This is a genomic window from Streptomyces sp. NPDC048623, assembly GCF_040650755.1.
Taxonomy (GTDB): Bacteria; Actinomycetota; Actinomycetes; order Streptomycetales; family Streptomycetaceae; genus Streptomyces.
Genome location: NZ_JBEZHV010000024.1, coordinates 16,095 through 42,467, shown reverse-complemented (window position 1 = coordinate 42,467; position 26,373 = coordinate 16,095). Strand labels below are relative to the sequence as shown.

26 protein-coding genes are annotated in these 26,373 nt (G+C 72.1%); 6 read left to right on the top strand and 20 right to left on the bottom strand.

Annotated elements, in window-relative coordinates:
* Positions 1-3: 3 nt before the first annotated feature.
* The 13 genes from AB0C73_RS28820 to AB0C73_RS28760 all read right to left on the bottom strand — a co-directional run bounded on the left by AB0C73_RS28820 (position 4) and on the right by AB0C73_RS28760 (position 9,995).
* Positions 4-624 carry an OmpA family protein gene (locus tag AB0C73_RS28820; RefSeq protein WP_362535852.1) on the bottom strand — a complete coding sequence of 207 codons (621 nt, stop codon included), beginning with the start codon at positions 622-624 and terminating at the stop codon, positions 4-6.
* A gap of 9 nt (positions 625-633) precedes the next feature.
* Complete coding sequence (locus tag AB0C73_RS28815) at positions 634-984, bottom strand: hypothetical protein (RefSeq protein ID WP_362535850.1); 351 nt, start codon at positions 982-984, stop codon at positions 634-636.
* A 254-nt stretch (positions 985-1,238) separates the two neighbouring features.
* Complete coding sequence (locus AB0C73_RS28810; protein ID WP_362535848.1) at positions 1,239-1,865, bottom strand: hypothetical protein; 627 nt, start codon at positions 1,863-1,865, stop codon at positions 1,239-1,241.
* A 50-nt stretch (positions 1,866-1,915) separates the two neighbouring features.
* Positions 1,916-2,170, bottom strand: a complete 255-nt coding sequence (locus AB0C73_RS28805) for a hypothetical protein (protein WP_362535846.1) — start codon at positions 2,168-2,170, stop codon at positions 1,916-1,918.
* Positions 2,171-2,275: 105 nt separating this feature from the next.
* Entirely contained in the window at positions 2,276-2,779 is a 504-nt protein-coding gene (locus AB0C73_RS28800; RefSeq protein WP_362535979.1) for a helix-turn-helix transcriptional regulator, read from the bottom strand.
* 85 nt (positions 2,780-2,864) lie between these two features.
* Positions 2,865-3,770: a DUF5936 domain-containing protein gene (locus AB0C73_RS28795; RefSeq protein WP_362535845.1), complete on the bottom strand. Its 906-nt coding sequence runs from the start codon at positions 3,768-3,770 to the stop codon at positions 2,865-2,867.
* Positions 3,771-3,787: 17 nt separating this feature from the next.
* A complete protein-coding gene (locus AB0C73_RS28790; protein WP_362535843.1) occupies positions 3,788-4,735 on the bottom strand; it encodes a type II secretion system F family protein in 948 nt (315 codons plus the stop codon).
* 103 nt (positions 4,736-4,838) lie between these two features.
* The gene (locus AB0C73_RS28785) at positions 4,839-6,188 is read right to left on the bottom strand and encodes a CpaF family protein (protein WP_362535841.1); all 1,350 of its coding nucleotides are present in this window, start codon (positions 6,186-6,188) and stop codon (positions 4,839-4,841) included.
* Positions 6,185-6,532 carry a TadE/TadG family type IV pilus assembly protein gene (locus AB0C73_RS28780; RefSeq protein ID WP_362535839.1) on the bottom strand — a complete coding sequence of 116 codons (348 nt, stop codon included), beginning with the start codon at positions 6,530-6,532 and terminating at the stop codon, positions 6,185-6,187. Before AB0C73_RS28780 ends, AB0C73_RS28785 begins: the two co-directional genes overlap by 4 nt.
* A 23-nt stretch (positions 6,533-6,555) precedes the next feature.
* Positions 6,556-6,879, bottom strand: a complete 324-nt coding sequence (locus tag AB0C73_RS28775) for a pilus assembly protein (RefSeq protein ID WP_362535977.1) — start codon at positions 6,877-6,879, stop codon at positions 6,556-6,558.
* A gap of 83 nt (positions 6,880-6,962) precedes the next feature.
* Positions 6,963-8,225, bottom strand: coding sequence for a P-loop NTPase (locus AB0C73_RS28770; RefSeq protein ID WP_362535837.1), 1,263 nt, complete (start codon positions 8,223-8,225; stop codon positions 6,963-6,965).
* Between the two features lie 68 nt (positions 8,226-8,293).
* Positions 8,294-9,001 (bottom strand): Flp pilus assembly protein CpaB, encoded by a 708-nt coding sequence (cpaB, locus tag AB0C73_RS28765; RefSeq protein WP_362535835.1) that lies wholly within the window; start codon positions 8,999-9,001, stop codon positions 8,294-8,296.
* A 106-nt stretch (positions 9,002-9,107) separates the two neighbouring features.
* Positions 9,108-9,995, bottom strand: coding sequence for a hypothetical protein (locus AB0C73_RS28760; protein WP_362535833.1), 888 nt, complete (start codon positions 9,993-9,995; stop codon positions 9,108-9,110).
* Positions 9,996-10,289: 294 nt separating this feature from the next.
* On the opposite strand from AB0C73_RS28760, the gene AB0C73_RS28755 reads away from it, so the two are divergent.
* Both AB0C73_RS28755 and AB0C73_RS28750 read left to right on the top strand, forming a co-directional pair.
* On the top strand, positions 10,290-11,948 hold the full coding sequence (locus AB0C73_RS28755; RefSeq protein ID WP_362535976.1) for a glycoside hydrolase family 18 protein: 1,659 nt from the start codon (positions 10,290-10,292) through the stop codon (positions 11,946-11,948).
* Between the two features lie 206 nt (positions 11,949-12,154).
* Positions 12,155-13,483 carry a M14 family metallopeptidase gene (locus AB0C73_RS28750; RefSeq protein WP_362535831.1) on the top strand — a complete coding sequence of 443 codons (1,329 nt, stop codon included), beginning with the start codon at positions 12,155-12,157 and terminating at the stop codon, positions 13,481-13,483.
* A gap of 15 nt (positions 13,484-13,498) precedes the next feature.
* Here the strand turns inward: AB0C73_RS28750 and AB0C73_RS28745 are convergent, their stop codons facing one another.
* The 4 genes from AB0C73_RS28745 to AB0C73_RS28730 form a co-directional block, all read right to left on the bottom strand.
* Complete coding sequence (locus tag AB0C73_RS28745; RefSeq protein ID WP_362535830.1) at positions 13,499-14,023, bottom strand: hypothetical protein; 525 nt, start codon at positions 14,021-14,023, stop codon at positions 13,499-13,501.
* Positions 14,024-14,112: 89 nt separating this feature from the next.
* Positions 14,113-14,523, bottom strand: a complete 411-nt coding sequence (locus AB0C73_RS28740; protein WP_362535828.1) for a RidA family protein — start codon at positions 14,521-14,523, stop codon at positions 14,113-14,115.
* Positions 14,520-15,284: an IclR family transcriptional regulator gene (locus tag AB0C73_RS28735; RefSeq protein ID WP_362535827.1), complete on the bottom strand. Its 765-nt coding sequence runs from the start codon at positions 15,282-15,284 to the stop codon at positions 14,520-14,522. The genes AB0C73_RS28740 and AB0C73_RS28735 overlap by 4 nt, the downstream gene beginning before the upstream one ends.
* Positions 15,281-16,357: a sugar kinase gene (locus tag AB0C73_RS28730; RefSeq protein WP_362535825.1), complete on the bottom strand. Its 1,077-nt coding sequence runs from the start codon at positions 16,355-16,357 to the stop codon at positions 15,281-15,283. Before AB0C73_RS28730 ends, AB0C73_RS28735 begins: the two co-directional genes overlap by 4 nt.
* A 176-nt stretch (positions 16,358-16,533) precedes the next feature.
* Here AB0C73_RS28730 and AB0C73_RS28725 point away from each other — a divergent pair, with 176 nt between their 5' ends.
* Positions 16,534-17,844, top strand: a complete 1,311-nt coding sequence (locus tag AB0C73_RS28725) for an alanine racemase (RefSeq protein WP_362535823.1) — start codon at positions 16,534-16,536, stop codon at positions 17,842-17,844.
* Between the two features lie 13 nt (positions 17,845-17,857).
* The gene (locus tag AB0C73_RS28720) at positions 17,858-19,450 is read left to right on the top strand and encodes a D-aminoacylase (RefSeq protein WP_362535822.1); all 1,593 of its coding nucleotides are present in this window, start codon (positions 17,858-17,860) and stop codon (positions 19,448-19,450) included.
* A 551-nt stretch (positions 19,451-20,001) separates the two neighbouring features.
* Here AB0C73_RS28720 and mptB read toward each other — a convergent pair.
* The 3 genes from mptB to AB0C73_RS28705 are packed head-to-tail and all read right to left on the bottom strand — an operon-like array spanning position 20,002 to position 24,430.
* Positions 20,002-21,534: a polyprenol phosphomannose-dependent alpha 1,6 mannosyltransferase MptB gene (mptB, locus tag AB0C73_RS28715; protein WP_362535820.1), complete on the bottom strand. Its 1,533-nt coding sequence runs from the start codon at positions 21,532-21,534 to the stop codon at positions 20,002-20,004.
* Positions 21,535-21,563: 29 nt separating this feature from the next.
* A complete protein-coding gene (locus tag AB0C73_RS28710) occupies positions 21,564-23,987 on the bottom strand; it encodes a bifunctional polysaccharide deacetylase/glycosyltransferase family 2 protein (protein WP_362535818.1) in 2,424 nt (807 codons plus the stop codon).
* Positions 23,984-24,430, bottom strand: coding sequence for a hypothetical protein (locus AB0C73_RS28705; protein WP_362535816.1), 447 nt, complete (start codon positions 24,428-24,430; stop codon positions 23,984-23,986). Before AB0C73_RS28705 ends, AB0C73_RS28710 begins: the two co-directional genes overlap by 4 nt.
* Positions 24,431-24,567: 137 nt before the next feature.
* Between AB0C73_RS28705 and AB0C73_RS28700 the strand changes: the two genes are divergently transcribed.
* Entirely contained in the window at positions 24,568-25,779 is a 1,212-nt protein-coding gene (locus tag AB0C73_RS28700; RefSeq protein WP_362535815.1) for a pyridoxal phosphate-dependent aminotransferase, read from the top strand.
* A 119-nt stretch (positions 25,780-25,898) separates the two neighbouring features.
* A complete protein-coding gene (locus AB0C73_RS28695) occupies positions 25,899-26,291 on the top strand; it encodes a hypothetical protein (protein WP_362535813.1) in 393 nt (130 codons plus the stop codon).
* The last annotated feature ends 82 nt before the right edge of the window (positions 26,292-26,373 follow it).

The following is a 26,373-nucleotide window of genomic DNA, read 5'->3' as shown; positions in this document are numbered from 1 at the left end:
CCGCTACCCGCCGGAGGTGCGCGGGAACGACACCTCGACCCGGCGGTTCTTCTTCCGTCCTTCCTCGGTGGCGTTGTCGGCGATGGGGTAGTCCTCGCTGTACCCACGGATGTCGAAGGTGATCCCGGGGTCCAGGCTCTTGGCGAGTTCGAGCTGCACGGCGTCGGCCCGCTCCTTGGAGAGCTTCAGCCCATGGTCGTACGACCCGAGGTCGTCGGTGAACCCGAAGACGCGCACACGCCGGGACTGCTGCTTGTTGATCTCGACGGCGATGGCGGCGATACGGGCGGTGGCGGAGGGGCTGAGCTTGGCGCTGTCCTTGGGGAACAGGACCTCGGCCTGTAGGGCGAAGGTCACGTCGACGTTGGTGTCCTCGCGGCGCTGCTCGCCGCCTTCCTCCTCGACGATCTGCTTGATGTCGAGGACTTTGGCGGGGGCGAGGGTGGCGCCGTCGGGGAGCATGAGGGCGGGCGAGCTGGCATCGATGACGGGGGGCGGGCCGCCGTTGGAGGTGGAGTTGGGCGGATCGTCGGCGCGGGCGGCGCCGGCCGGGCCGGCAGTACTGGCCAGGAGGATGAGGGCGGCCGTGAGGGTGGCGAGGCGGCGCGGTGTGGTCGTCGTCATGACTGCGCCTCAGGAGAGTTTGATGGTGGCGGGGGTGAAGGTGGGGAGCTGGAGCGAGACCTCACTGGAAGTTGCCGGCGGCGAGGGGAACTGCATGAAGACGGGCGTCTCTGCGCCAGGCTCCAGGGTGGACAGCCGAGTGGTGGTGAGCGGTCTGCCGTCGGTGTCGCGGAGCACGTAGTAGCGCTTCTTTCCGACGGAATCGAGGAGTGTGGCACCGCCGAGGGACTTGCCGTGCTTGATGATCTCCGTCTCGTCACCGCTGAGGTGAGCGGAGATGACCGCGGGGGCGTTCGACGTATTCCTGAGCTTGCCGCTGACCGTGAGAAAGCCTCCGGCATCCCGTGTGGCAGTGTTCACGGTCAGCTCCAGTCCCTCCTGGCCCTTGAGTGTGGCCAGGACTTCGGTCGACGCTTCCGAGGAAGGGGAGGGCTGGGCGCCCTGTCCGCCGCTCTTCGGTGAGACCGAGCTCGCCGAAGGCTGCTGCTTCTTGGGGGATTCGCCGCTCCCGCATCCCGCAATGCCGAAAGCCAGTCCAGCCGCCAGGGCCACGGCCGCCCCTCTGCGGGCCTTCCTCGCGTACCGAACATTCATGAATCCAGGTCCTTCGCGCATCAGTCGACAAGTCGAACGGTGAAAAGGGCTGCCGCGTCGGGCAGCTGTGGGTCTTCCGGGTCGATCGTCCACTCGACGTCATCGCAGACGAGGCCGGTGATCGGTCCGGGTTCAGGGCTCGGCGTCGGCGTGGGATCAGGCGTGGCCGAGTCCGTCGGCGTGGGCGTCACGGGAGTGGGCGGCGGGAGGGTCGGATCCGGAGCGTGGAAGGAGCAGAGCGGCTCGAGAACAGCCGTCGCCGTTGCCTCCGCGTGCTCGCCTTCCGTGCCCGGCACCAGTGACTTGCCCACGGTGCCGGTGGTGGTGATCCGCACGCGGAACTCGATTCCGTCCTCCGATGACTGATCGAAGCAGTCGGAGGGGGACATCGTGGCACCGTTGTCCCGGGCGTACTGCGCTGCACTTTCACAGGCCGTGCCGCCGTCGTATTCCCTGCCCTGGAGGAATCGGTCCCAGGCGTCCGGGTCGAGGATCACCGCACGCCAGCCGTCACGGAGCTGCCTCCGTGCGTCCTGCGCCGCGGCGAGCGCGGCTGCGTCAGCGGCGGTCTGCCCTCCACTGCGAAGCACCGCCGCTTGTGCGACGACGAAGTAGACGAAGGCGAGGAACAGCAGGCCGGCAATCACGGTGATGTAGACCGGGAAGGCCTGGCCGGAGTCATCCGCCCGTGCGCCTCTCAGTTGCCGCCACCGGTCAAACTGCTGATCTTGCGCGAGATCGCATCCATGATGTCCTGGCCGATGCTCGTCCCCGAGATCGCGACCACGATCGCCACCACCACCACGATGATCCCCAGGTACTCCACCGCCGTCTGCCCGCGGTCCCGGCGCTTGCCCGCTCCCGCAGCTGCGCCCGCGGCCGCCCGCGCCCGTACCCAACTCCCCACGTGCACCTTGGCCTTGGTCGCGGCCTTCAGCAGCGCCTCGTTCATCGTGTTCCCCTCCGAGTCCGGCGACTCGGGCAGGGTACGCCGTTCGGGTGGGGGGATCACAGGGTCCGTAGGCCCAATCACTGTGGGTGATCGGTGCCGCCCGGTTCACGAGGCGGTCCTCGTGCCGAGCCAGGAGGCGATGGCCTCGCCGCGGGTGGTGCTCTGGAGCTTGGCGAAGATGCGGTTGATGTGGTTCTTGACGGTCTTTTCGGTGATGGCGCAGGTGGTGGCGATCTGCTGGTTGGTCAGGCCGGATGCGATCAGGTCCATGACCTCCACCTCCCTCGCACTCAGACCGAATCGTTGCACTCGCGAAGCTGGATTTCTGAAGGGCAGTATATTCGTGACAGTTGCTCCGGCGCCAGCATGTGCAGTCGCACGCACAGTCCGTACGAGCTGCGCCACGTCGTACTGGCCATGGACCAGTTGAGCTGCTGCCGCGCCGGCCGTTCCACCCCTCACGGGCGAGTGCGTCAGAAGCAGGACCGGTGCGAGGGCCGACAGGTGGGCGACCGCGTCCTGGTCCCCGTCGACTACGACCACGTCCGGCACCCCCGCCCTCGCTCCAGCCCCCGCACCCGCCCCCGCCCCTTCCGCCAGTACCTCCATGTCCGGGCACGCGCCCAACAGCACCGACAGGCCCGCCCGTACGACCGGGTTGGCAGCCACCACCAGAACCCTCAGCTTCCGCATCTCACTCGCCCGTGATCGAGCCGAAGTCGGTGCCCGTACCCAGGAACAGCCCCGCACCCAGCAGGATCATCGTCGCCGGGACCATCAGCGTGGTGATCACCATCGTGGCCTTGGGCACCGCCTTGGCCGCCTTCCGGCGCGCGTTCTGGGCATCGGTACGCCGCATGTCGTTGGCGATCTGGATCAGGGTGTCGACGATGGGCGCGCCCAGTTCCTCGCCCTGCTGCAAGGCGGTCACGAACTGGGCGACCTGCTCGGAGTCGTTGCGCCGCCGCAGTTCGTCGAAGGCCTCGCGGCGGCTGACGCCCATGTCCATCTGGCGCAGGGTGATGCGGAGTTCGTCGGCCCACGGGCCCTCGTACTTGTCCGCGACACGCTCCAGGGCCTGGCGGAAGCCGAGGCCCGCCGAGACGACCACGGCGAGCACGTCGAGGAAGTCGGGCAGCGTCCGCTCGATCTGGTCCTTGCGGATGCGGACCGCCGACCAGATGCCGACCTCCGTCCAGAAGGCGCCGAAGGCGAAGAGCAGTAGCGCCACCAGGATCGAGCCCCTGCTGATCATCAGCAGGCCGCCGAGGCCGCCGAGGAAGCCGTAGACGGCGCGCCGGGCGCCGTAACGGTCGATGGTGAGGCCCCCGGGGTTGCCCGCGAGGTCGATGCGGCGGCGGACGGAGTTGACCCGCTTCGGGCCCATCAGGCGGAGCACGGCCGGGGACCAGCGCATGCCGAGGCGGTCGACGACCGAGTCGACGGCGCCGGTACGGGTCGCGCCGACCTCCAGGGCGAGCTGGAGGTCGGAGGGGAGCTTGGCGTCGGCGAGGTAGAGGCGGATGCCGTAGCAGGCGCCCGCGACGGAGAGGCCGGCGAGAAAGGCGACCAAAAGGTTGACTGGAGTCAAGTAATTCATGGACCACGTCACCTCCCCTACACGTCGATCTTCGCGAGGCGGCGGATCACGACGAAGCCGACCACGTAGAGGCCGAAGGCGAGGACGACCGCCGCCTGTCCAAGGCCCGAGCCGGTCATCCGGTCCAGGGCACCCGGCTGCATGTTGTCGATGAGGAGCAGCGAGCCGACGCCGATGACCGGGACGGCGTACGCGGTGAGGCTCACCTGCGACAGCTGTGTCCGCACCTCGCGCCGCGTCTCCTTCCGCTCCTCCAGCGTCTCGGTGAGGTTGCGCAGGGAGGAGACGACGGTGCCGCCGGCCCGGTTGGCGAGGACCAGGGTCGTGACGAGGACGACGAGTTCGCGGGACGGGAGACGTTCGGCGAGTTCGCCGAGGGCGTCGTCGAGGGAGCTGCCGACGGCGAGCTGCTGGGAGACCTTCTCCAGCTCGTCTCCCGCCGGTGCCTCCAGTTCGTCGGCGGCGAGCGAGAGCGCCATGCGCAGGGCGAGGCCGGCCTGGGTGGCGTTGGCGAGGATGCGGGAGAGTTCGGGGAGCTGGTTGATGAACTTCTCGATGCGTTTCTGCCGCTGCCAGTTGAGGAAGCCCATGGCGACCCACAGGCCGAGGAAGCCGCAGATGGGGCCGAAGAACGGGGAGAGCAGCGCCTGCCCGGTGATCCACAGGGCGACGACGGTCACCGCCATCGCGACGACGAACTCGCCCGGGGTGATGTCGAGTCCGGTGGCGGAGATACGGAGTTCCAGCTTGCGCCCGAGGGCCGTGCGGCGCACCCTCCGGTCGACGCCCCGGAAGGGCCGCCGACGCCGCCCGCCCGGGCCCTCGCCCGTCTCGCCCGCGGTCTGCGAGAGCCGGGCGATGAGCGCGGACCGCTGGGCGGCGCCGCTCGCGTACAGCTGGATGCCGGCCACGACCAGGACGCAGCACACGAGTGCCGCGCCGACGGTCAGCAGGGTCGGGTTCATCGTCCTTCTTCTTCCTTCCCTACTCGGGCACTCACTCGGGCACCCGCTCGGGCACCGGCTCGGGCGCTCACTTCGGCGCTCACTCCGGCACTCACTCGGGCGCTCACTTCGCCTCCCGCGTGGCGAGCTGCGCGTCCGTCGCCGCCACGCCGAAGGCCTGCGGGAGCGGCTGGCCCGCCATGTAGAACCGGTCGGCGACCCGGCGCGGCAGCGGGTGGTACGAGAACCGTCCGTACACCCGGCCGTCGGCGGCGACCGGCTGGGCATCGAAACGGGCCACGGTGGCGAGGAGGTAGCGCTCGCGGCCGTGGGAGGCGAGGATCGCGATCTCGGTGACGCGGCGGGTGCCGTCGGGGTGGCGGGTGAGCTGGACGAGGACGTCCACGGCGCTGTTGATCTGGTCGCGCAGGGCCTCGAAGGGGACCTTGACCTCCGACATGGAGGCGAGGGTCTGGAGGCGCATCAGGGCGTCCTCGGCGGAGTTGGCGTGGACGGTGGCGAGGGAGCCGTCGTGGCCGGTGGACATCGCCTGGAGCATGTCGAGCGTCTCGCCGCCGCGGACCTCGCCGACGACGATACGGTCGGGGCGCATGCGCAGGGAGTTGCGCACGAGGTCGCGGATGGTGACCTGGCCGCGGCCCTCGATGTTGGGCGGCCGGGCCTCCAGTCGGATGACATGGGACTGCTGGAGCTGCAGCTCGGCCGAGTCCTCGATGGTGATGACCCGTTCGCCGTCGGGGATGAGCCCGGACAGGGCGTTGAGGAGGGTCGTCTTTCCGGTGCCGGTGGCGCCGGACACGATGATGTTGAACTTGGCCTGGACGAGTCCGGACAGCAGGAGCAGCATCTGCTCGTCGAGCGAGCCGAGGCCGATCATCTCGTGCAGGGTGTACGCGCGCGGGAAGCGCCGGATGGTGAGCGTGGCCCCGGTGAGGGACAGCGGCGGGATGATCACGTTGACGCGCTCGCCGGAGGGGAGCCGGGCGTCGACCATCGGATTCGACTCGTCCACGCGCCGGTTGACGGTGGACACGATCCGCTCGATGGTCTGCATCAGCTGCTCGTGCGAGGCGAACCGCAGCGGGAGGAGCTCCACACGGCCCGCGCGCTCGATGTAGATCTGGTCGGGGCCGTTGACCATGATCTCGGTGATGGAGGCGTCTTCGAGGAGCGGTTCGAGTACGCCCAGGCCGAGGGCCTCGTCGACGACGCGGCGGATCAGCTGGGCGCGTTCGGCGGTGGAGAGAACGGGGCCTTCGCGGCTGATGATGTGGCCGAGGACGCGTTCGAGGCGGGCCCGGCGCTCGGCGGCGGCGAGCGCGGACATCTCGGTGAGGTCGATCTCCTCCAGGAGCTTGGCCCGGAAGGCGGCGACGAGATGCCCGTCCTCCCGGCCGGCGCCGCCGCCGGCCCGGTTCTCCTCGGGGGTGTGGATACGGGACCGCAGGCTCATCGCTGGGCCTCCTCGGATGCGGAGTCGGGGACGGGCATGGTGGCGGTCCTGGTCACGGGGTCGAAGCTCATGAACGGGATGAGGGAGGGGATGTCGACGCGTACGGTCGCGACCCCGCCGGCCTCTGAGACGTCGCTCCGGCGGGCGATCCAGCCGCTCATCGCCGCCTTCCCCGCCGCCTGCGGAGCCGGTACGGAGTCCGGGTCGTCCACGCTCGCCGCCCGCGCCGCCGCCCGCGCCCCCGTACCCGCCTGCTGGGCCGCGTACGCCACCAGGCCGAGCTGGACGCCCACCAGGCCGACGATCAGCAGGATCGGCAGGAAGCCCAGGTACTCGACGGCCACTTGGCCTCTGTCGCCACGTCGCCTCATCGGTCCTCCCCCTTTCCCTCCCACACCGCAGCCGCCTCGCCGTCCACGTCCCACGGGAAGCTGATCGCGCCCGGGAACAGCACCGGGGTGTGCAGCGTGACCGTCGCCGTGACCATGCCGCCCGACGGCCCCCCGCACCGGACCCCGGCGCTCGACGCCCACGCCCCCTCCACGTGCCGCAGCGCGGCTCCCTCGCAGTCGCCGCCCACCGCCGCCGCCCGCGCCGCCTCGTCCGCGGCGTTCCCCGCCAGCGTGTACGTGTAGCCGATCAGGACGCACTGCCACAGCAGCACCAGCGTGAGCAGGATCAGCGGCAGCATGCCGACGAACTCGACCGCCACCTGACCGCTGTCGTGACCGCTGTCGCTCCGCCCCCGCTCGTCCCGCCCCGGCACCCGCACGTCTATCGCCCTCCGCCGCCGCGCCGCCGCAGGCCGAGCGCGCCGCGGTCCCCGCCGCGTACGAGCTCCTTGCCCGGGCCGGCCGCCGCCGCGGCCTTCACCAACCCCAGCTCCCCCGCCAGCGCCCACAGCGCCTGCTTGACCGTCGAGCGCGCGTCCAGGTCGTGCAGCCGGCCGGCGTCGACGACGGCGGCCAGCTCCTTGTAGGCGGCGGGGACGGCGACACCCGCGATCCTCGTCCCCGTGATCTTCTGGACGAGCGGGGGCTGGATCTCGGTGGACCGCTGGTGGCGGTTCACCAGGACGGTGCTCTCCTCGGGCTTGCGGATCTGGAGCCGGTCCCACATCCGTACGACCCGCTTGGCCGCCCGCACGGCGACCACGTCCGGTGTCGTCACGAGGAGCGCGGTGTCCGCCGTCTCCACGGCCGCCGCGCCCGCCGAGTCCAGATGGGTCCCGCAGTCGATGACGACGACCTCGTGGCGGGCGCTCAGGGCGCTGACGATCTGGCGGGCGGCGCGGTCGGTGACGTCCTCGCCCCGTTCCCCCTCCCCCGGGGCCAGGAGCAGCGACAGGCCCGTCTCGTGGACGTACACGGCGTCCTGCAGCACCCGCGGTGTGATGTCGTTGATGGTGGCGAGGTCGGCGACGGAGCGGCGGAACTGCACGTCGAGGTACGAGGCGATGTCGCCGCCCTGGAGGTCCAGATCCACCAGCGCGACCGTGTGTCCGGAGGCGCGGGCGGCGAGGGCGAGGTGGACGGCGGTGACCGTGGTGCCGACGCCGCCCTTGGCGCCGCTGACGGTGACGACGGTGCCGCCGGGGCCGGTGGGGGTGTCGGGTCCGGCGGCGCCGAGGTGGCGGCGGACGCCGGTGGACCACTGGGCGGCGGCCTGGACGCGGCTGGCGAGTTCCTCGTAACCGAGCGGGAGGGTGACGAGGCCGCGGGCGCCGGAGTCCATGGCGGCGGAGAACAGCACGGGGCTGGCGTCGGCGGTGATGAGGACGACGCCGACGGCGGGGAAGCGGAGGGCGACCTCGCGGATGAGGTCGAGCGCGGGGACGGGGCCGATGCGCTCGTGGACGAGGACGACCTCGGGAAGCTCGTCGAGGGACGTGGCGGCGAGCCGGGCGAGGGTGTCGAGGAGCTGGGTGGAGTCGGCGACGGGCCCGGCGGGTTCGGCGTCGGGGAGCTGGCCGATGAGGGTGGTGACGGCGCGGGCCGCGTCCGGGTCGCCGACCGCCGGCAGGATCCTCGTGGTCATGCGTGGCCTCACTTGTCCTTACTGGTCCTTACTGGTCCTTACCTGTCCGTACTGGCCGTTGTGTGCCGTTACTTGTCCTTGTCGAGCGTGTACGTGCGGTCGCGCGGGTCGGGCGCGTTGCTGCCGCCGCCGGGGGCGACGAGGGCGAGGCGGACGTGTTCGGCGAAGGACTCGGCGTAGGCGACGCGCTGGGTGTCGGCGGTGGTGAGGGCGAAGGTGATGGGGACGGCCTCGGTGCCGCGGCCGGCGCGGTCGTCGCGGTTCTCGATGGGGGTCAGCTTGCCGATGGCGAGGACCTTGGCGCCGGCGACGATCAGCTTGGACTGGGCGGGCGCGCCGCCGCGTTCGCCGGCGAAGGTGGCGTAGATGTTGACGGAGGCACCGGGGGTGATCTTGCCGGCGACGCCGGTGGCGGCGTCGACCATGATGGCGAGTTCCTGTTGGCCGGGGGCGAGCGCGGGCCGGTCGACGATCATGTCGCTCTGGAGGAGGGAGCCGGCCTTCAGGGTGGTGACGGCGATCTTGCCCTCCGCCTTGCGGAGGTCGGTGACGGCGGTGGCGGGCAGCCAGCGCTCCGGCATCGTGATCTTCTCGAAGTCGCCGGGGCCGAGGGGGGCGTACGGCTGGATGTCGTCCTTGACGCGGTACGCGGTCACCTCGGGCCCGACCTTGGAGTTCACGTCGCTGATCACGGACAGCACGCCGGCGAACGCGCCGACGGCGCACAGGACGGACAGCAGCAGCAGGATGACGCCACGGCGCTGGCGGGAGTTCATGGCCGTACTACCTCGATCGATCGTGGACGGGTGACGCGACGGACGGGGCGGGCGGGGCGGGCGGGGCGGACGGGGCGTTCGGGGACCGGATCACGGCAGGTGGCGGTCAGCCTGGTGTGGCGGCGGGCTCGGCGGCGCCCGCCAGGGGCGCGCCGCAGAAGCCGCAGCGGTCGCCGATGAGCTCCATGCGGCACCAGTGGCAGGTCTCCCGCCGTACGGAGGAGACGAGTTGGTGCAGGACGGGCAGGTCGGGCAGGTACGCGGCGAACTCGACGAGCTTGCCCGTGCCCCACCAGCCGGGCGAGGACTCGGGCAGGGCGGCCTCCTGGACGGCGCGGACCCGCCAGCCGGGGGCGAGGACCGTGGTGGGCCAGTCGGTGGCGAGCTGGCCGCGGGCGAGGACGAGATCGGTGGTGAACTCGGGGCCGGTCAGCGCGTCGGACCCGCCGGAACTCCGCGACCCGCCGGAACTCCCCGTCCCGCCCGAACCGATCCGTACGAGCTGGGGCGCGGGTCCCGCGAGGACGGCGAAGTGGGCGCCGGGCAGCCAGCCCTTGACGTGCGAGGTGAGTCCGACGGGCACGTGGTCCAGCCTGGCCACGGAGCCGAGGACGGCGCCCGCGTACACGTAGTGGGCGAGCAGCCGGGCGGCGGCGGCGAGGACTCCGGGGCTGAAGTCGCAGACGGAGAGCTGGCGGAGCTGGCGGACGAGGACGGCGGTGCCGAGCGGCGGGAGGCCGGTGCGGACGATCGCGATCCGGTCGGATTCGAGCAGGGACCGTACGGAATGCAGCCGTCGGGCGGTCGCGGGTGGTACGGAGTCGGGGCAGACGACGACCAGATGCCCGTGCTGGTCGAGCAGCCGGCGTACGTCGGCGAGGGTGGCGTCGAGCGGCCGGGTGTCGGGCGCCGGGAGGACGGCGGCGGGAGGCGTCTGCGGATCGGTCGGCGGCAGCACCAGATCGGCGCTGGTGACCGCAATCGCTGTCGGCATGTCGGGCTCCCCCGATCCCTCACTGACCACTCGTTGATCACTCGTTGATCACTTGCTGCGTTCGCAGCGTTACCGCGACTGCACCTTATCCAGGCCGCTGGGGTGGTGAACACACAATCCTTCAAGCTCCGTCATATTCACGACGGACCCGGTCGGCCTCGGGCCCGCCTCTGAACTGCGGTTCCTGCCAGAGGTCTTGACAACCCAATTGGTCTGGACCAGCTTGTTCCGCGCACCCTCCCCTCCCCCACTCCCCTCCGGAGGAAGCACGTGGACCGCACCACCAGAGCCGCCCTGACGCTCGCCGTCAGCGCCGGGCTCGTCCTCGCCGGCGGCGCCGGCGTCGCCCAGGCCGCGGACGTGAACGTCGCCAAGAACGCCGGTTTCGAGAACGGCCTGGCCAACTGGTCCTGTTCGGCCGGCAGCGGCGCCGTCGTCTCCTCGCCGGTACGCACCGGCGCGGGCGCCCTGCGCGCCACCCCGGCCGGCATGGACAACGCCAAGTGCACGCAGACCGTGACCGTGAAGCCGAGCTCCACCTACACCCTGAGCGCCTGGGTGCAGGGCGGTTACGCCTACCTCGGCGCGAGCGGCACCGGTACCACCGACGTGTCGACGTGGACGCCGGACAGCGGCAGCTGGAAGCAGCTGACGACCACCTTCACCACCGGCGCCAACACCACCTCCGTGCAGATCTACACCCACGGGTGGTACGGCACGGCCGCGTACTCCGTCGACGACGTGAGCGTCTTCGGCCCGGACGGGGGCGGCGGCACCGACCCGGCACCGACCGTCCCGGCCGCGCCCGCCGGTCTCGCCGCGGGCTCCGTCACCTCGTCGTCCGTGGGCCTGAGCTGGAACGCGGTCTCCAACGCGACCGGTTACAAGGTCTACAAGGACGGCGCCCTCGCGGCGACGGTCAGCGGCACCTCGGCCACCGTCACCGGGCTCACCGCGAGCACCACGTACCAGTTCCAGGTCGCGGCGACCAACGCGGCCGGCGAGTCCGCCAAGTCGGCGGCCGTCTCCGCCCGTACCTCCGACGTCTCCGACCCGGGCCCCGGCCCGGCCGTGCCCAAGCACGCGCTGACCGGCTACTGGCAGAACTTCAACAACGGCGCGACCGTGCAGAAGCTGCGCGACGTCCAGTCGCAGTACGACATCATCGCCGTCTCCTTCGCCGACGCGACGACCACGGCCGGCCAGATCACCTTCAACCTCGACCCGGCCGTCGGCTACGCCTCCGTCGCCGACTTCAAGGCCGACGTCGCGGCCAAGAAGGCGGCCGGAAAGTCGGTCATCCTGTCGGTCGGCGGCGAGAAGGGCAACGTCACCATCAACAGTGACGCGTCCGCGAGCGCCTTCGCCGACAGCGCGTACTCGCTGATGCGGGAGTACGGCTTCAACGGCGTCGACATCGACCTCGAACACGGCATCAACGCGACCTACCTCACCAAGGCGCTGCGCCAGCTGTCCGCGAAGGCGGGCTCGTCGCTGGTCCTGACGATGGCCCCGCAGACCATCGACATGCAGTCCACCGGCACCGAGTACTTCAAGACCGCGCTCGCCGTGAAGGACATCCTCACGGTGGTCAACATGCAGTATTACAACAGCGGTTCGATGCTCGGCTGCGACGGCAGGGTCTACAGCCAGGGCTCGGTGGACTTCCTCACCGCGCTCGCCTGCATCCAGCTCCAGGGCGGCCTCGACGCCTCCCAGGTCGGCCTGGGCGTGCCCGCCTCGACGCGGGGCGCGGGCAGCGGCTACGTCGACCCGCAGATCGTGAAGAACGCGCTCGACTGCCTCGCCAAGGGCACGGGCTGCGGCACCTTCAAGCCGTCGCAGACCTACCCGAACATCCGGGGCGCGATGACCTGGTCGACCAACTGGGACGCCACGGCCGGCAACGCGTGGTCGAACGCGGTCGGCCCGCACGTCCACGGCATGCCGTAACCACTCCCCCGCCCCCCTCCCTCCTTCGGGGGATTCCGTACGCAGCGCCGCCGCTCCCCCGGCGGCGCTGCGCCGTTTCCGGGTCCGGTGAAGGGAGAATGTGGCCGAACCTCCTTCTTGACCGGTTCATGCCACCCGCTCACCATGTCACCACCGCACGTCCGTCTGCTTGTCGCACCCCCCACCCTCCCTACCCAGGAGACAGCATGCGACTTCGTACTCGCGGAAAGCCGGCCGTCCTCGCGGCCCTTCTGGCGCTCGCGCTCGCGGTGCCGGTCACGACGGCCGCCACCAGTACCGCCCGCGGCGCCGCCGGCCCGAGCGGCGGCGAGGAGGTGATCCGGCAGTACGAGATCGCCGGGCCCGCCACCACCGCAGAACGCTCCGCCCTCACCGCCACCGGGGTCTCGCTCGACGAGGTCGACGCCCGCTCGGTGGTCGTCAGCGCGAACGCGACCCAGGTCGCGCACCTCACGTCCCTCGGCTACAAGGTGACCGCCCTGCCCGCCCCTCCGCAGCGCAACACTCCCGGCCTGGCCGCCGGACCGCTCGACTTCCCCTCCGCCGACGCGAAGTACCACAACTACGCGGAGGCGAACGCGGAGATCGACCAGCGGCTGGCCGCGTACCCGAGCATCATGACCAAGCGCGTCATCGGCAAGTCCTACCTGGGCCGCGACATCGTCGCCATCAAGGTGAGCGACAACGTCGGCACCGACGAGAACGAGCCCGAGGTGCTCTTCACCGCCCACCAGCACGCCCGCGAGCACCTCACCGTCGAGATGGCGCTCTACCTGCTGCGCGAACTCGGCGCCGGCTACGGCACGGACAGCCGGATCACCAGCATGGTGAACGACCGCGAGATCTGGATCGTCCCCGACCTCAACCCGGACGGCGGCGAGTACGACATCGCGAGCGGCTCCTACCGCAGCTGGCGCAAGAACCGGCAGCCCAACTCCGGTTCCTCGTACGTCGGTACGGACCTCAACCGCAACTGGAACTACAAGTGGGGCTGCTGCGGCGGCTCCTCGGGCTCCAAGAGCTCCGAGACCTACCGCGGCACGGCCGCCGAGTCCGCCCCCGAGGTGAAGGTGGTCGCCGACTTCGTGCGCTCCCGCGTCATCGGCGGCAAGCAGCAGATCAAGGCCGGCATCGACTTCCACACGTACAGCGAACTGGTCCTGTGGCCGTTCGGCTGGACGAACGCCGACACGGCCACCGGCATGACGCAGGACGACCGCGACGCGTTCGCGACCATCGGAAAGCGGATGGCCGCGAGCAACGGCTACACGCCCGAGCAGTCCAGCGATCTGTACATCACCGACGGGACGATCGACGACTATCTCTGGGGCACGTACAAGATCTTCTCGTACACCTTCGAGATGTACCCGACCTCGTCCTGGAACGGCGGCTTCTACCCGCCCGACGAGGTGATCGAGCGGGAGACCGCGCGCAACCGGGACGCCGTGCTCCAGCTCCTGGAGAACGCGGACTGCATGTACCGCTCGATCGGCAAGGCCGCGCAGTACTGCTAGCGGTGGCTGTACGCGTTACGACGCGTCCTGGACGCCCTTGTCGCCTTCGGTGCCTTCGGTGCCTTCGGTGCCCTCGTCGAAGTAGGCGTCCAGGACCGCGTCGAGCTGCGACTCCCACTCCGCGACCCGGCCCTTGGCCGGCGCGTCGATCTCGATCGGGTACCAGCGCCGGTCCGGGGTGTGGACGGTGACGGTGAACCGGCGCCCGAAGCGGGACACCTCCGTCGCCACGGCACCGATCTCGTCCCAGCGGAACTCGCACTTCTCCTCGTCGAGGGCGAGGTGGACGCCGGTGGCGTCGGCGAGGATCCGGCCACGCCGGTCGGCGGCCTCGAAGACGGGCCCGTCGGCGACGGCTTCCGTCTCGGGCTCCGCTTCCGGCTCCGCGGCCGGTACCGCGTCCTGGGGCTCCTCCGGCGCCATGTCCTGCGGCTCCTCGGGCTCCTCGGACGTCGCGGGCGCCGCGGGCGTGACGCCCGCGAGGCCCCCGAGGCCCGTGATGCCCGGGACGAACGCCGGGTCCGCCGCGGCGCCTTGCACCGCCTGAATGCTGGGTCCTGTGCCTGTGCGCTGCTCCACGGGCGGAAGTATGGCCGAAGACCCTGTGGATGTACGAGCCGGGTGTGGTGTCAGCTCAGGACCGCCAGTGCGTCGATCTCGATGAGGAGACCCTTGGGGAGCCCGACGTAGACCGTCGTACGGGCGGCGGCGGGGGCCTTGAGGCCCTGCTCCTCGAAGTACTGGTCGTAGATCTCGTTCATCTCGGCGAAGTGGTCGACGTCGGTGAGGTAGACGCGCATCATCATGACGTCGTCCCAGGTCGCGCCGCCCTCTTCGAGGATCGCCCTGACGTTGGCGAAGGTCTGGAGGGTCTGCTCGCACAGGGTGGGGCCGACGGGGGTCGGGGCCTGGCCCTCGACGGCGGGCAGGAAGCCGACCTGGCCGGCGACCTGGAGGATGTTCCCCTTCCTGACGCCGTGGGAGAACCTGGCGGGCGGGGTGGTGTGGGTCGCGGGGGTGAGGGCGATCTTCTCGGTCATGCGTCCTTGTCCTTGGGGTCGGTGGTACCGGAGTACTCACGGCTGATGCCGTCGGCGGTGCGGCGCACCAGCGGGAGCAGGGCGAGGAGTTCCTCGGCGGTGACGACGACATTGGGCGCGGACACCGACATGGCGGCGACGACCCGCCCGTCGGCGCCGCGGATGGGCGCGGCGACGCAGTTGATGGACTCCTCGTGGCCGCCGAGGTCGGTGGCCCAGCCCTGGTCGCGTACGGTCGCCAGTTCCTTGAGGAAGGCGGCGGCGTCGGGGGTCGAACGGGGCGTGTACTGGGGGTAGTCGAGCTTCGCGGCGAGCGCGCGGCGCTCGGCCTCGGGCAGGTCGGCGAGGAGCAGCTTGGCGACGGCGGCGACGGTGATGGCGACCGGCTTGCCGATCCGCGAGTACATGCGGACGGGGTAGCGGCTGTCGACCTTGTCGATGTAGAGGACCTCGCCCTCCTCGTGGACGGCGAGGTGGACGGTGTGCCCGGTGCGTTCGTTGAGGGCGACGAGGTGGGGGTGGGCGATCTCGCGGATGTCGAGGTTCTCGACGGCTTCCTGCGCGAGCGCGAAGAGGCGGGCGCCGAGGCGGTAGCGCTGGTCCTGCTGCCGGTAGACGAGCCCGTGCGCGTGGAGGGTGCGCAGCAGACGCAGCGCGGTGGACTTGTGGACGCCGAGCCGCTCGGCGACCTGCCCGAGGTCGGCGGGTCCCTGGGCAAGCAGCGGCAGGATGCTGAGTGCCCGGTCGACGGTCTGGCTCATGGCGTACGTACCTCCTGGTCCTCCCCCGTCCACCCGGGGCCGAGGTGCAGTCTCCCCCAGGCCTCGTCGTCGGCGCCGACCAGCCGGTCGGCATGGGCGCGCCGGGCGGGGGAGCCGGCGACGTCACCGGCCACGGTGAGCGCGGCGGCGGCCATGAGGTGCCCGTGGCGGAGGCGGGCCTTGGCGTCCAGGCCGCGGAGGGTCCCGTGGAGGAACCCGGCGGCGAAGGCGTCGCCGGCGCCGGTGGGGGCGACGACGTCGACGCGGGGGGAGGGGACGTGGGTGACGGTGTCCGTAACCGGGGGCTCTGCCCCCGGACCCCCGCGCCTCGATCGCCGGCGGGGCTGGACTGACCGCTCGTACACCGTCGCCCCCTCCGCGCCACGCTTGACCACAAGCACGGCCGGCTCCGGTATCAACGCCCGGATCGCGTCCGCCTCCCCGACCCCCCACGCCTCCTCCGCCTCGTCCGCGCCGACGAAGACCAGGTCGGCGCGCCGCGCCAGCTCAAGCAGCACCGGTCCCCCACCCACCGGGTCGACCCACAGCCCAGGCCGGAAGTTGACGTCGAAGGAGACGAGCGGCCGCCCGGGCCGGGGGGAGGTCAGTTCGCGCAGGAGCGCCAGGCACGAGTCCGACAGCGCCGCCGTGATGCCGGTCAGATGGAGGATCCGGCCACCCCCGACGACGTCGTACGGCACGGTCGAGGGCGACATCGCCGAGGCCGCCGACCCGGAGCGGTGGTAGACGACCTCGTACGCGGCCGTCGCGCGGTCGGTCGCGGTGCGGAAGTAGACGCCGGTGGGCCGGTCCGGGTCGCGGACGACGGCGGAGACGTCGACCCCGTACGCGCCGATGGCCTCCGTCAGATGCGTGCCGAAGCCGTCCTGGCCGACCCGGCCCACCCACTTCGTACGGTGCCCGGCGGCGGCGAGCGCGCAGGCGACGTTGGACTCGGCGCCGCCGATGGCCCGGTCGAAGGTGGGCACGTCGGCGAGGCGGCCGGGCCGGGTGGGCAGGAAGGTGACCATGGACTCGCCGAGGCAGACGACGTCCGGCGGTGTTCCGGTCACTGCGGGGCTCCCTGTCTCATGGTGCGGGTCGGCCCGTTGACCCGCCATCAGCCCGGATGCTAGACAGCTCGAAACGACATACGCAACGATCGTTGCACATAGTGCAACAGTGAGAATCGGCGGGCAGTATCAGCAGGCAGCACCAGCACCACCCACCCTCGACGAGGAGGACCCTCATGTCGAAGCCGAAGCCGAAGCCGAAGCCGACGCCGACGCCGACGCCGGACGACCTGGCCCGCGAGGTCGTCGACCACCGCTTCAAGGCCCTGCCGCCGGACGCCGCGGGCCTGACCGTCGGTGAGCTGGCGGCCCAGCGCCGCAACCTCTTCACGGGCGGCTTCACGACCCCCGTCCTCGCCCTCTCCGCCGAGTCCGTCGAGCACAACCTGCGCCTCCTGGAGATCTACGCCGAGCGCCACGGCCTCGCCTTCGCGCCGCACGGCAAGACCTCCATGGCCCCGCAGCTCTTCGACCGTCAGATCGCGCACGGCGCCTGGGGCATCACCGCCGCCGTCCCCCACCAGGCCCGTGTCTACCGCGCGCACGGCGTCGCGCGGATCTTCCTCGCCAACGAGCTCGTGGACGCCGTCGCGCTGCGCTGGCTCGCCGCCGAACTGGACGCGGACCCGGACTTCCACCTCGTCTGTTACGTCGACTCCGTGCGCGGCGTGGAGCTGATGGACGAGGCCCTGGCGGCCGCCGGGGCGCGGCGCGCCGTGGACGTGGTGGTGGAGCTGGGCGCGGCCGAGGCGGGGCGTACGGGTGTGCGGACCGAGGCCGAGTGCGAGGCCGTCGCCGACGCGGTCGCGGCCACGGACCGGCTGCGGCTCGTGGGTGTGGCGGGCTACGAGGCCACGATGCCGCAGGCCGACGCCGACCGCGTACGGGAGTGGCTGCACCGGCTGGTCGGGCTCGCGGTCACGTTCGACAAGGCGGGCCGGTTCGCGCCCGATCTGCCGGAGATCGTCGTCAGCGCGGGCGGCAGCGAGTGGTTCGACACGGTCGCCGAGGTCTTCGCCGGGATCCCGGAGCTCTCCCGTCCCGTCCTGAAACTGCTGCGCTCGGGTGCGTACGTCTCGCACGACGACGGCCAGTACCGCGAGCGGACCCCGTTCAACCGGATCCCGGAGGAGGGCGCGCTGCAGCCCGCGTTCCGGCTCTGGTCGCAGGTCGTCTCCCGCCCCACCGCCGCGCAGGCCTTCACCAACGCGGGCAAGCGGGACGCCGCGTACGACCTGCATCTGCCCGAGGCGCAGGTCGTACGCGACGGGCGCACCGGCGAGATCCGTCCGGCCGAGGGCATCACCGTCACCGCGCTGTCCGACCAGCACGCGTGGCTCGACACGGAGCCGGGGGCCGACGTGGAGGTCGGCGACTGGGTCGGCATGGGCCTGTCGCACCCGTGCACGTCCTTCGACAAGTGGCAGCTGATCCCTCTCGTCGAGGCGGACGGCACGGTCGTCGACTACATCCGCACGTTCTTCTAGTGAGGGGGTGGTGATGGATCTCGTCTTCCGTGACGCGGAGGTCGTCGACGGCACCGGCGAGCCCTCCTACCGCGCTGATGTGGCGATCGAGGGCGGCCGTATCGCCTCGATCGTCAAGGAGGGCGCGGCGGCCGGCTGCCAGCGCCCGACCGCCCGCCGGATCGTCGACGCCGAGGGCCTGGTGCTGTCCCCCGGTTTCATCGACATGCACGCGCACAGCGACCTCGCGCTGCTCCGGGACCCGGACCACAGCGCGAAGGCAGCGCAGGGCGTGACCCTGGAGGTGCTCGGCCAGGACGGTCTTTCGTACGCGCCGGTCGACGACCGCACGCTCGACGAGGTGCGGAAGGCGATCACGGGCTGGAACGGCGACGGCTCCGGCCTGGACCTCGACTGGCGGACGGTCGGCGAGTACCTGGACCGGCTGGACACCGCGCACGACGGGCGGGGGATCGCCGTGAACGCCGCCTACCTCGTCCCGCAGGGGACCGTACGGATGTACGCGATGGGCTGGGAGGACCGGCCGGCGACCGGGGCCGAGCTCGACCGGATGCGGCAGCTCGTCGCCGAGGGCCTGGAGCAGGGCGCGGTCGGCATGTCCTCGGGCCTGACGTACACCCCCGGGATGTACGCGCCGGACGCCGAGCTGACCGAACTGTGCCGGGTGGTGGCGTCGTACGGCGGGTACTACTGCCCGCACCACCGTTCGTACGGGGCGGGCGCGCTGGAGGCGTACGAGGAGATGGTGCGGCTCACGCGGGACGCGGGCTGTGCGCTGCACCTGGCGCACGCGACGATGAACTTCGGCGTGAACGAGGGCCGCGCGCCGGAGCTCCTCGCGCTCCTGGACGAGGCGCTGGACGGCGGCGCGGACATCTCGCTCGACTCGTACCCGTACACGCCGGGGTGTACGACCCTGGCCGCCGTGCTGCCGAGCTGGGCGCACGAGGGCGGGCCGGAGGCGCTGCTCGCGCGGCTGGCCGACGACGCGACGGCGGAGCGGATCCGGCACGGCCTGGAGGAGACCGGGTCGGACGGGTGCCACGGTGTGCCGGTCGAGTGGGACACGATCGAGATCTCCGGCGTGACGGCCCCGGCCCTGGCGGACTGGGTCGGGCGCCGGGTCCCGGACTGGCCCGCCGCCCGCCGTCTGCTGCTGGAGGACCGGCTCGGCTCGACGATCCTGCAGCACGTGGGCCACGAGGAGAACGTCCGCGCGATCATGCGCCACCGCGTGCACACCGGCGGCTCCGACGGCATCCTCCAGGGCACCAAGCCCCACCCGCGCGCGTACGGCACCTTCCCCGAGTACCTCGGCCGCTACGTCCGCGACGAGGCCGTCCTCTCCCTGGAGGAGTGCGTCGCCCACCTCACCTCCCGCCCGGCCGCCCGCCTCCGCCTCCCCGACCGCGGCCGCGTCCGCGAGGGCTACGTGGCCGACCTCGCCCTCTTCGACCCGACGACGGTCGCGTCCGCCGCGACGTACGCCGCTCCCCGGACGCTTCCGGTGGGCATCCCGCATGTACTGGTGAACGGCCGCTTCGTGATGGAGGACGGGAGGCGAACGGACGAACTGCCGGGCCGCTCGGTCCGGAGGACGCGCTGAGCCACCGACGCGGCTTGCCGTTCCGCTGCGGCGCGCGCCCGTGGGGCGATGCCGCCCCCTTGCGGGGTGCCTCGTCGCGCCCTCCGTTGTGGGCATACGTTCTGCAGGGCGGTGCCCGCCCCTTGCGCGGTGCCTCGCCCCCTCCGTTGTGGGCATACGTTCCGCTGGGGCGGAACGGGTGGGCACAACGGACGGCGCCCCTTGCCGGGCCTAGGCTCCCTGCGCCTGGACGTTCAGCCGTAGGGCGCCGCACTGGTGGTGCGGGTCCAGGCACAGGTGCGGAACGCGCCCGCAAGGGGCGCCGTCCCGTGTGCCCACCCGTCCCGCCCCAGCGGGACGAATGCCCACACGGGGGTGACGACGGGCGCAGCCCGTGCGGGAGGGCACCGCCCATGCGGGGCGCAGGCCCACACGGAGGTGACGACGGGCGCAGCCCGTGCGGGAGGGCACCGCCCATGCGGGGCGCAGGCCCACGCGGGGGTGGGCGGGGGCAAAGCCCGCACGGGAAGCACTGCGCAGCGAGGGCGCAGCGCGCGCCGGAGGGCGGCGCCCTACGACGTCTGCCGCTCCCGCTCGCCCGTCGGCTGTGCCGGCAGGGAGACCGGGGCCTCCGCCCGGTCAGGGGCGTCAGCGGCGCCCCACGGTTCCCGCCGTGCCCACCACAGGCCTGCCGCCACCACGGCGCCCGCCGCCACGAAGCCGTACCACGGGGTGTGTCCCGAGGGTGCCGTCTCGTACGCGAGGCCCGCGCACAGCACCGCGAGCGTCTGGCCCAGGCGCCCGGCCCACGCCACCGCCGCCACGACGGCCGTGCCCCACAGCAGGTACCACGGCTGGACCATCGGGGAGAGCGCGACGAGGGCGAGCAGCGAGAGGCCGAGGCCCAGGACCGGGTCGACGCGGCCCTTCCAGGCGCGCCGGGCCACCGCGCCGATGACGGCGACGGCGACCAGCAGGCCGAGCTGCTGGACCACGCCCTTCACGGGCTCCGGGTCGCCGGACGACGAGACGAGGAGTCCGAGGCCGAGGCCCAGGTCGCTGGTCAGGGAGAGCGCCGTGTGGATGGTGGCGGCCACGCTCTGGGTGCGGAGCCAGCCGAAGCCGGTGCCCGCGAGGAGGCTCGCGGCGGCGGCGACGCCCACGGCGACCGCCCCCGGCAGCAGCCCCGCCAGCAGCCCGGTCAGCACGCGGCCCCGCTGCCGGGCGATCACGATGCCGGCGAAGAGGAGACCCACCGCCGCCGGTGATTTGATCATCATCGCGAGACCGATGAGCGCCCCGGCGAGCAGCCACCGCCCCCGCACCGCGCACAGCATGCCCGCGAGCAGCAGGCCGGCCATCAGGCCGTCGTTGTGGACTCCGCCGACCACATGGATGAGGAGCAGGGGGTTGAGCGCGGCGAGCCAGACGGCGCCCGCGCGGTGCCGTTCGGGCGCGAGCCCGCGTACCGCCCACACCACGAGCAGCAGGGCGAGCACCGCGATCAGCCGCAGGGCGAGGACGGCCGGTACGACCGCACCGCCGGTGAGCCTGACGACCGCCTGGGCCAGGACGAGGAAGAAGGGGCCGTACGGGGCGGGGGTGTCCGTCCAGTGGCCGCCGACGCTCGCGGCCGCGTCGTGGCCGAGTTCGCCGGGGCCGAGGACGGACGGCCCGGAGCCGTACACGTCGTGGCCTTCGAGGACCATCGCGCCCTGCGCGATGTAGCTGTAGACGTCGGCGCTGTAGAGCGGCGGGGCGAGGAGCAGCGGCGCCGCCCAGCAGGCGAGGGTGCCCCCGACCCGGCCACCGACACCACTCGTGCCACCAGCCCCGGCACCGGTACCAGCCCCGGCACCGGCCCCGGCACCGGCCCCGGCACCGGCCCGCAGCCCGCGCCCGTACTGCCACCACGCCAGGATCAGCAGGGTCAGCCCGAGGTACGCGACGACCGCTCCGGCCGTCGTGACCGCGCCGCCGTGCGGCTGCCACAGGCCCCCGCCGCCGCGTACCGGCAGCGTCCCGGCCGCCCAGCCGCCGACGGCGACGGCCAGCGAACCGGCCGCGCCGAGCCACCGGCAGCCGGCGGTGCTGAGAACCCACATGGGGGAAGAACCTACCTGCCGGACCGGCCCTACCCGACGGCGGCCGTCCGGTCCAGCGTCTCGGTCGCCGTGCCCGTGCGCTGCATACGGTGCCAGCGCAGCCGGCTGCCGAGCAGGGCGGTGACGACCGACTGCACCACGACCAGATACATGAGCTGCCGGTAGACGAAGATCTGCAGCGGCAGCGTCCAGATCGGCTCGAACCGCTCGCGGTCGAGGCGCAGCGCGTACACCGCCGTGGCCACCTGCACGGCCGTGAAGCCGAGCCACACGCCCAGCGCCTGACCGGCGTCCTGGAACAGCAGCCCGTACACGGCGAAGACGTCGACGAGCGGCGCGATCAGCGGCAGCACCGTCTGGAACAGCAGCAGATACAGCAGCCCCCGGCGGCCCAGCTTGCCTGCCTGCCCGCGTTCCACCACCGCCCTGCGGTGCTTCCACATGGCCTGAAGGGTGCCGTAGCACCAGCGGTAGCGCTGCTTCCAGAGCTGGCGGAGCGTGGCCGGCACCTCGGTCCAGGCGATGGCGGACTCCTCGTACACGACCCGCCAGCCGTCCCGGCAGAGCGCCATCGTCAGGTCGGTGTCCTCGGCGAGGGTGTCCTCGCTGACCCCGCCGACCCGGGCGAGCGCCTCCCGGCGGAAGGCGCCGATGGCGCCGGGCACGGTCGGCATGCACTCCAGGACGTCGTACATGCGCCGGTCGAGGTTGAAGCCGATCACGTACTCGAGGTGCTGCCAGCGGCCGAGGACGCCCTGCCGGTTGCCGACCTTGGTGTTGCCGCTCACCGCGCCGACCCGCGGATCGGCGAGCGGCTGGATCAGCCGCTGCACGGCGTCCGCCTCGAAGACGGTGTCGCCGTCGATCATCACGATGATGTCGAACTGCGCCCAGCCGATGCCGGTGTTCAGGGCGGCGGCCTTGCCCGCGTTGTCCTGGCGCACCACCATCACGCGCGGGTCCTCGACGGACTCGGCGATCTCGAAGGTCCGGTCGGTGGAGCCGTCGTCGACCACGACGATCTGGACGTACTCGTGGGTGGAGGCGAGCAGCGACCGGATGGTCGCCTCGATCCCGGCCTCCTCGTTGTACGCGGGGACGATCACGGACACCGGCTCGGTGACCGGCGGCGTCCGCGGGACGCCCCGCCTGCGCCGGGCGGCCCGGGTGCGGCGCACATGGACCCGGGCCACGCCGAGCAGCAGCGCGAGCCGTACGGCGGTGATGACGCCGGCCACGGCGAGCAGCCAGGTCATGCCGTCCACGAACCACCGGGAGGCCCCCTGGGCGGCGATGAACGCGGCGCCCTTCCACTCCGCGACCGTCGACACCGGGTAGGTGGTCCCGTCCAGGCCGAGGGCGGCGCCGACGGAGGTGTACCGGCCGGCGGCGCCCTGCTGCCCGAGCAGCCGCTCGGTGTCGTCCACGGCCTGCGCCGAGCCGGTGAACTGGCGCACGGACTCGTCGTCGGCCGCCACGATCACATAGCCCTCGGCGGCGGCGCGGCGGCCCGCGTCCCAGGTGTCGGCGCAGAGGGTGCCGGGGCCGGCGGTGTGCGGCAGGCGCAGCAGGCGGGTGCCGATGCCCGCGGAGCCGGCGAGGGCGTTCTGGGTGAAGGACAGCTCCAGGGCGGCCCGGCTCTCGGAGACCTGGCCGAGTTCCACGTCGGAGTAGGTGTGCGAGCCGATCTCGTGGCCGTCGGCGACGATCCGGCGCACGAGGTCGGGGTGGGCGGCGGCCTCGGAGCCGGTGAGGAAGAAGGTGGCCTTGGTCTTGTGGGCGGCGAGGACGTCGAGCAGGCGCGGGGTCCAGTCGGGGCTCGGCCCGCCGTCGTAGGTGAGCGCGGCCCTGCCGCCGGAGGGTGCGGTGCTCTGTACGGCTCCGGAGCCGTCGACCCGCAGCACCGGTTCGCCGGTGCGTACGCCGGCGGGCGCGGGGAGGCAGTCGGCGGCGGGCGCCGCGCCGGTGGCGGCGATCTCGTGGCGCCCGTATCCGGCGAAGACGAGCGCGGTGGCGGCGACCAGGAGGGTGAGGCAGAGCATGGCCCAGTGGGCCCGGGGGTCCCGGCGGCGCGCGTGGGCGCGTGCCCCGGCGGCGGCGCGGGGGGCCGGGCCGGCCGGCGGGGCGGGGGCGGGGGCGGGGTCCGCATTCTCGTACGGGTACGGGTGAGGGGACGGGTACGGCTCGCCCTGGACGCCGTACGAGTCGTACGGGTCGTAGGGGGTGTACGGGTCGTAGCCCTGCTGCTGCTCGTACGGCTGCCCGGCGTACCCGGCCTGGGTGCCGTAAGGCTGCTCGTACCCGCCCTGCGGAGGGTACGGGCCCTGGCCGTACGCCTCGTGGGAGCCGTACGTCTCGCCGTACCGCTCACCGTATGACTCGTAGGAACCGGAACCGGAACCGTGCGGCTCCGGTTCGCCGTCTCCGCCGCGGCGCCGGCGCCCGCCCGTCACTTCGGGTGCTTCGTCGCGCCGGGGGCGTTGCCCGAGTTCCCCGGACCGGCGGCGGTGGTGCCGCTCGGAGCCGGCGAGGGCGCCTTGGTGGTCGACGTGGCGGAGGGTGCGGGTGCGGCGGTCTTCGGCGCCGCCGAGCTCGGAGCGGCGCTCGCGGTGGCCTTGGCGCTCGGGGACCCGGAGGGCCGGGCGGACTTCTCCGCGTCCTCGCCGTCGCCCTCGCCGTCGCCTCCCGGATCCGCCTGGATCAGGGACGGCGGCGCGGGGGGCTCGTCGTCCTGCCAGTGCAGCGGCCCGCCGGCGGGCCCGCTGCCGAAGACGCCCGCGACGACGACACCCAGGAAGCCCAGGCAGCCGACTCCGATGCCCACGGCGGTCCAGCGGGCGGCGCGCCGACGCCGGCCCGAGGTGTCGACGAAGACGCTGTTCTCCTGGTGGCTCATGGCGCCGGATTGTAGGGAGCATGGCACCCTACAGGCGAGTCGCGGCGCATCAGGGACAAACCTCGGGAACGGTACGCCGCGCCCGGCGTGTCACAAAACACGAAGCGGAACGCGGCGACCCGCCGTAAGCTCTCGTCATGCAGGTGATCCAGTCCACGAAGCTCGCCAACGTCTGTTACGAAATCCGGGGCCCGGTGCTCGAAGAGGCGATGCGGCTGGAGGCGGCGGGCCACCGCATCCTCAAGCTCAACACCGGCAACCCCGCCGCCTTCGGCTTCGAGTGCCCGCCGGCCATCCTCGAGGACATGCTGCGCAACCTCTCCGAGGCGCACGGCTACGGCGACGCGAAGGGCCTGCTGTCCGCGCGGCGCGCGATCATGAGCCACTACGAGACCAAGGGCATCCCGCTCTCCGTCGAGGACATCTACCTCGGCAACGGCGTCTCCGAGCTCATCATGATGGCGATGCAGGCGCTGCTCGACGACGGAGACGAGGTGCTCGTCCCGGCCCCCGACTATCCGCTGTGGACGGCGGCGGTCTCGCTCGCGGGCGGCACGGCCGTGCACTACCGCTGCGACGAGCAGGCGGACTGGATGCCGGACCTGGCCGACATCGAGCGGAGGATCACCGACCGCACCAAGGCGCTCGTGATCATCAACCCGAACAACCCGACCGGCGCCGTCTACGACGACGAGATGCTGCGCGGCCTGACGGAGATCGCCCGCCGGCACAACCTGGTGGTCTGCTCGGACGAGATCTACGACAAGATCCTCTACGACGGCGCCACGCACACCCCGACGGCCTCGCTCGCCCCGGATCTCCTCGTCCTCACCTTCAACGGGATGAGCAAGAACTACCGGGTGGCCGGTTTCCGCTCCGGCTGGCTCGCGGTCTGCGGTCCGAAGGCGCACGCCTCCTCGTACATCGAGGGGCTGACGATCCTGGCCAACATGCGTCTGTGCGCCAACATGCCGGCGCAGCACGCGGTGGCCGCGGCCCTCCAGGGCCGGCAGTCGATCGAGGACCTGGTGCTCCCGGGCGGGCGGCTCCTGGAGCAGCGGGACACGGCGTACGAGCTGCTGACCCGGATCCCGGGTGTGACGTGCGTGAAGCCGAAGGGTGCGCTGTACCTGTTCCCGCGGCTCGACCCGGCGGTCTACAAGATCAAGGACGACCGGCAGATGGTCCTGGACCTGCTGCGGGCCGAGAAGATCATGGTGGTGCACGGCACCGGCTTCAACTGGCACGAGCCGGACCACTTCCGGATCGTGACCCTGCCGAACGCGACGGATCTCGCGGAGGCGGTGTCCCGGATCGCGCGCTTCCTGGACGGCTACAGCCAGTACTGACCCCCGCCTCCTGAGCCCCAGCCATCTGGCCCCTGACCCTCTCTTTACCGAGACGCCGCTCAACTTTAGACCGGATCTAAGCTAGGATGCCTCCAGAGCTACCGCTGGAGGCCATCCCCATGTACGAACCGATCCGCACCAAGTCGGTCCACCGGATGACCGACGACGCCCGGGACGCCTTCCCGCACCGCTCCCGCGAGGAGGAGCTGGACATCCAGCTCGCCGGGCACCTCGGCGCGCTGCTCGCCGTCACGGACGAGCTGGGCGACACGGAGGCGGGCGAGCTCATCGCCCGCCAGGTGGCCAGGCTGCGCGGCGCCCCGCCGGCCCGGCACGCCGGTCTCAGCGGCGCCCCCGCCGGGACGCTGCACCGCAAGGCCCACGCCCTCGCGGGCCGCGCCCTGGTCGTCGCCGCCTCCCGGGCCGACACCGCCGCCGCGATCCTCGCCGCCGAGCGCATGGACGCGCACACCGCGGCACTCGCCGAGGACACTCTCGTCGGCGCCCCCTGACGGCCCCGGTCCGCGCGGCCACGACCCCGCGCGGACCGGGCGCCACCCACCCTGGTCCGGGACGGCGCGGTACGCCCGCCTC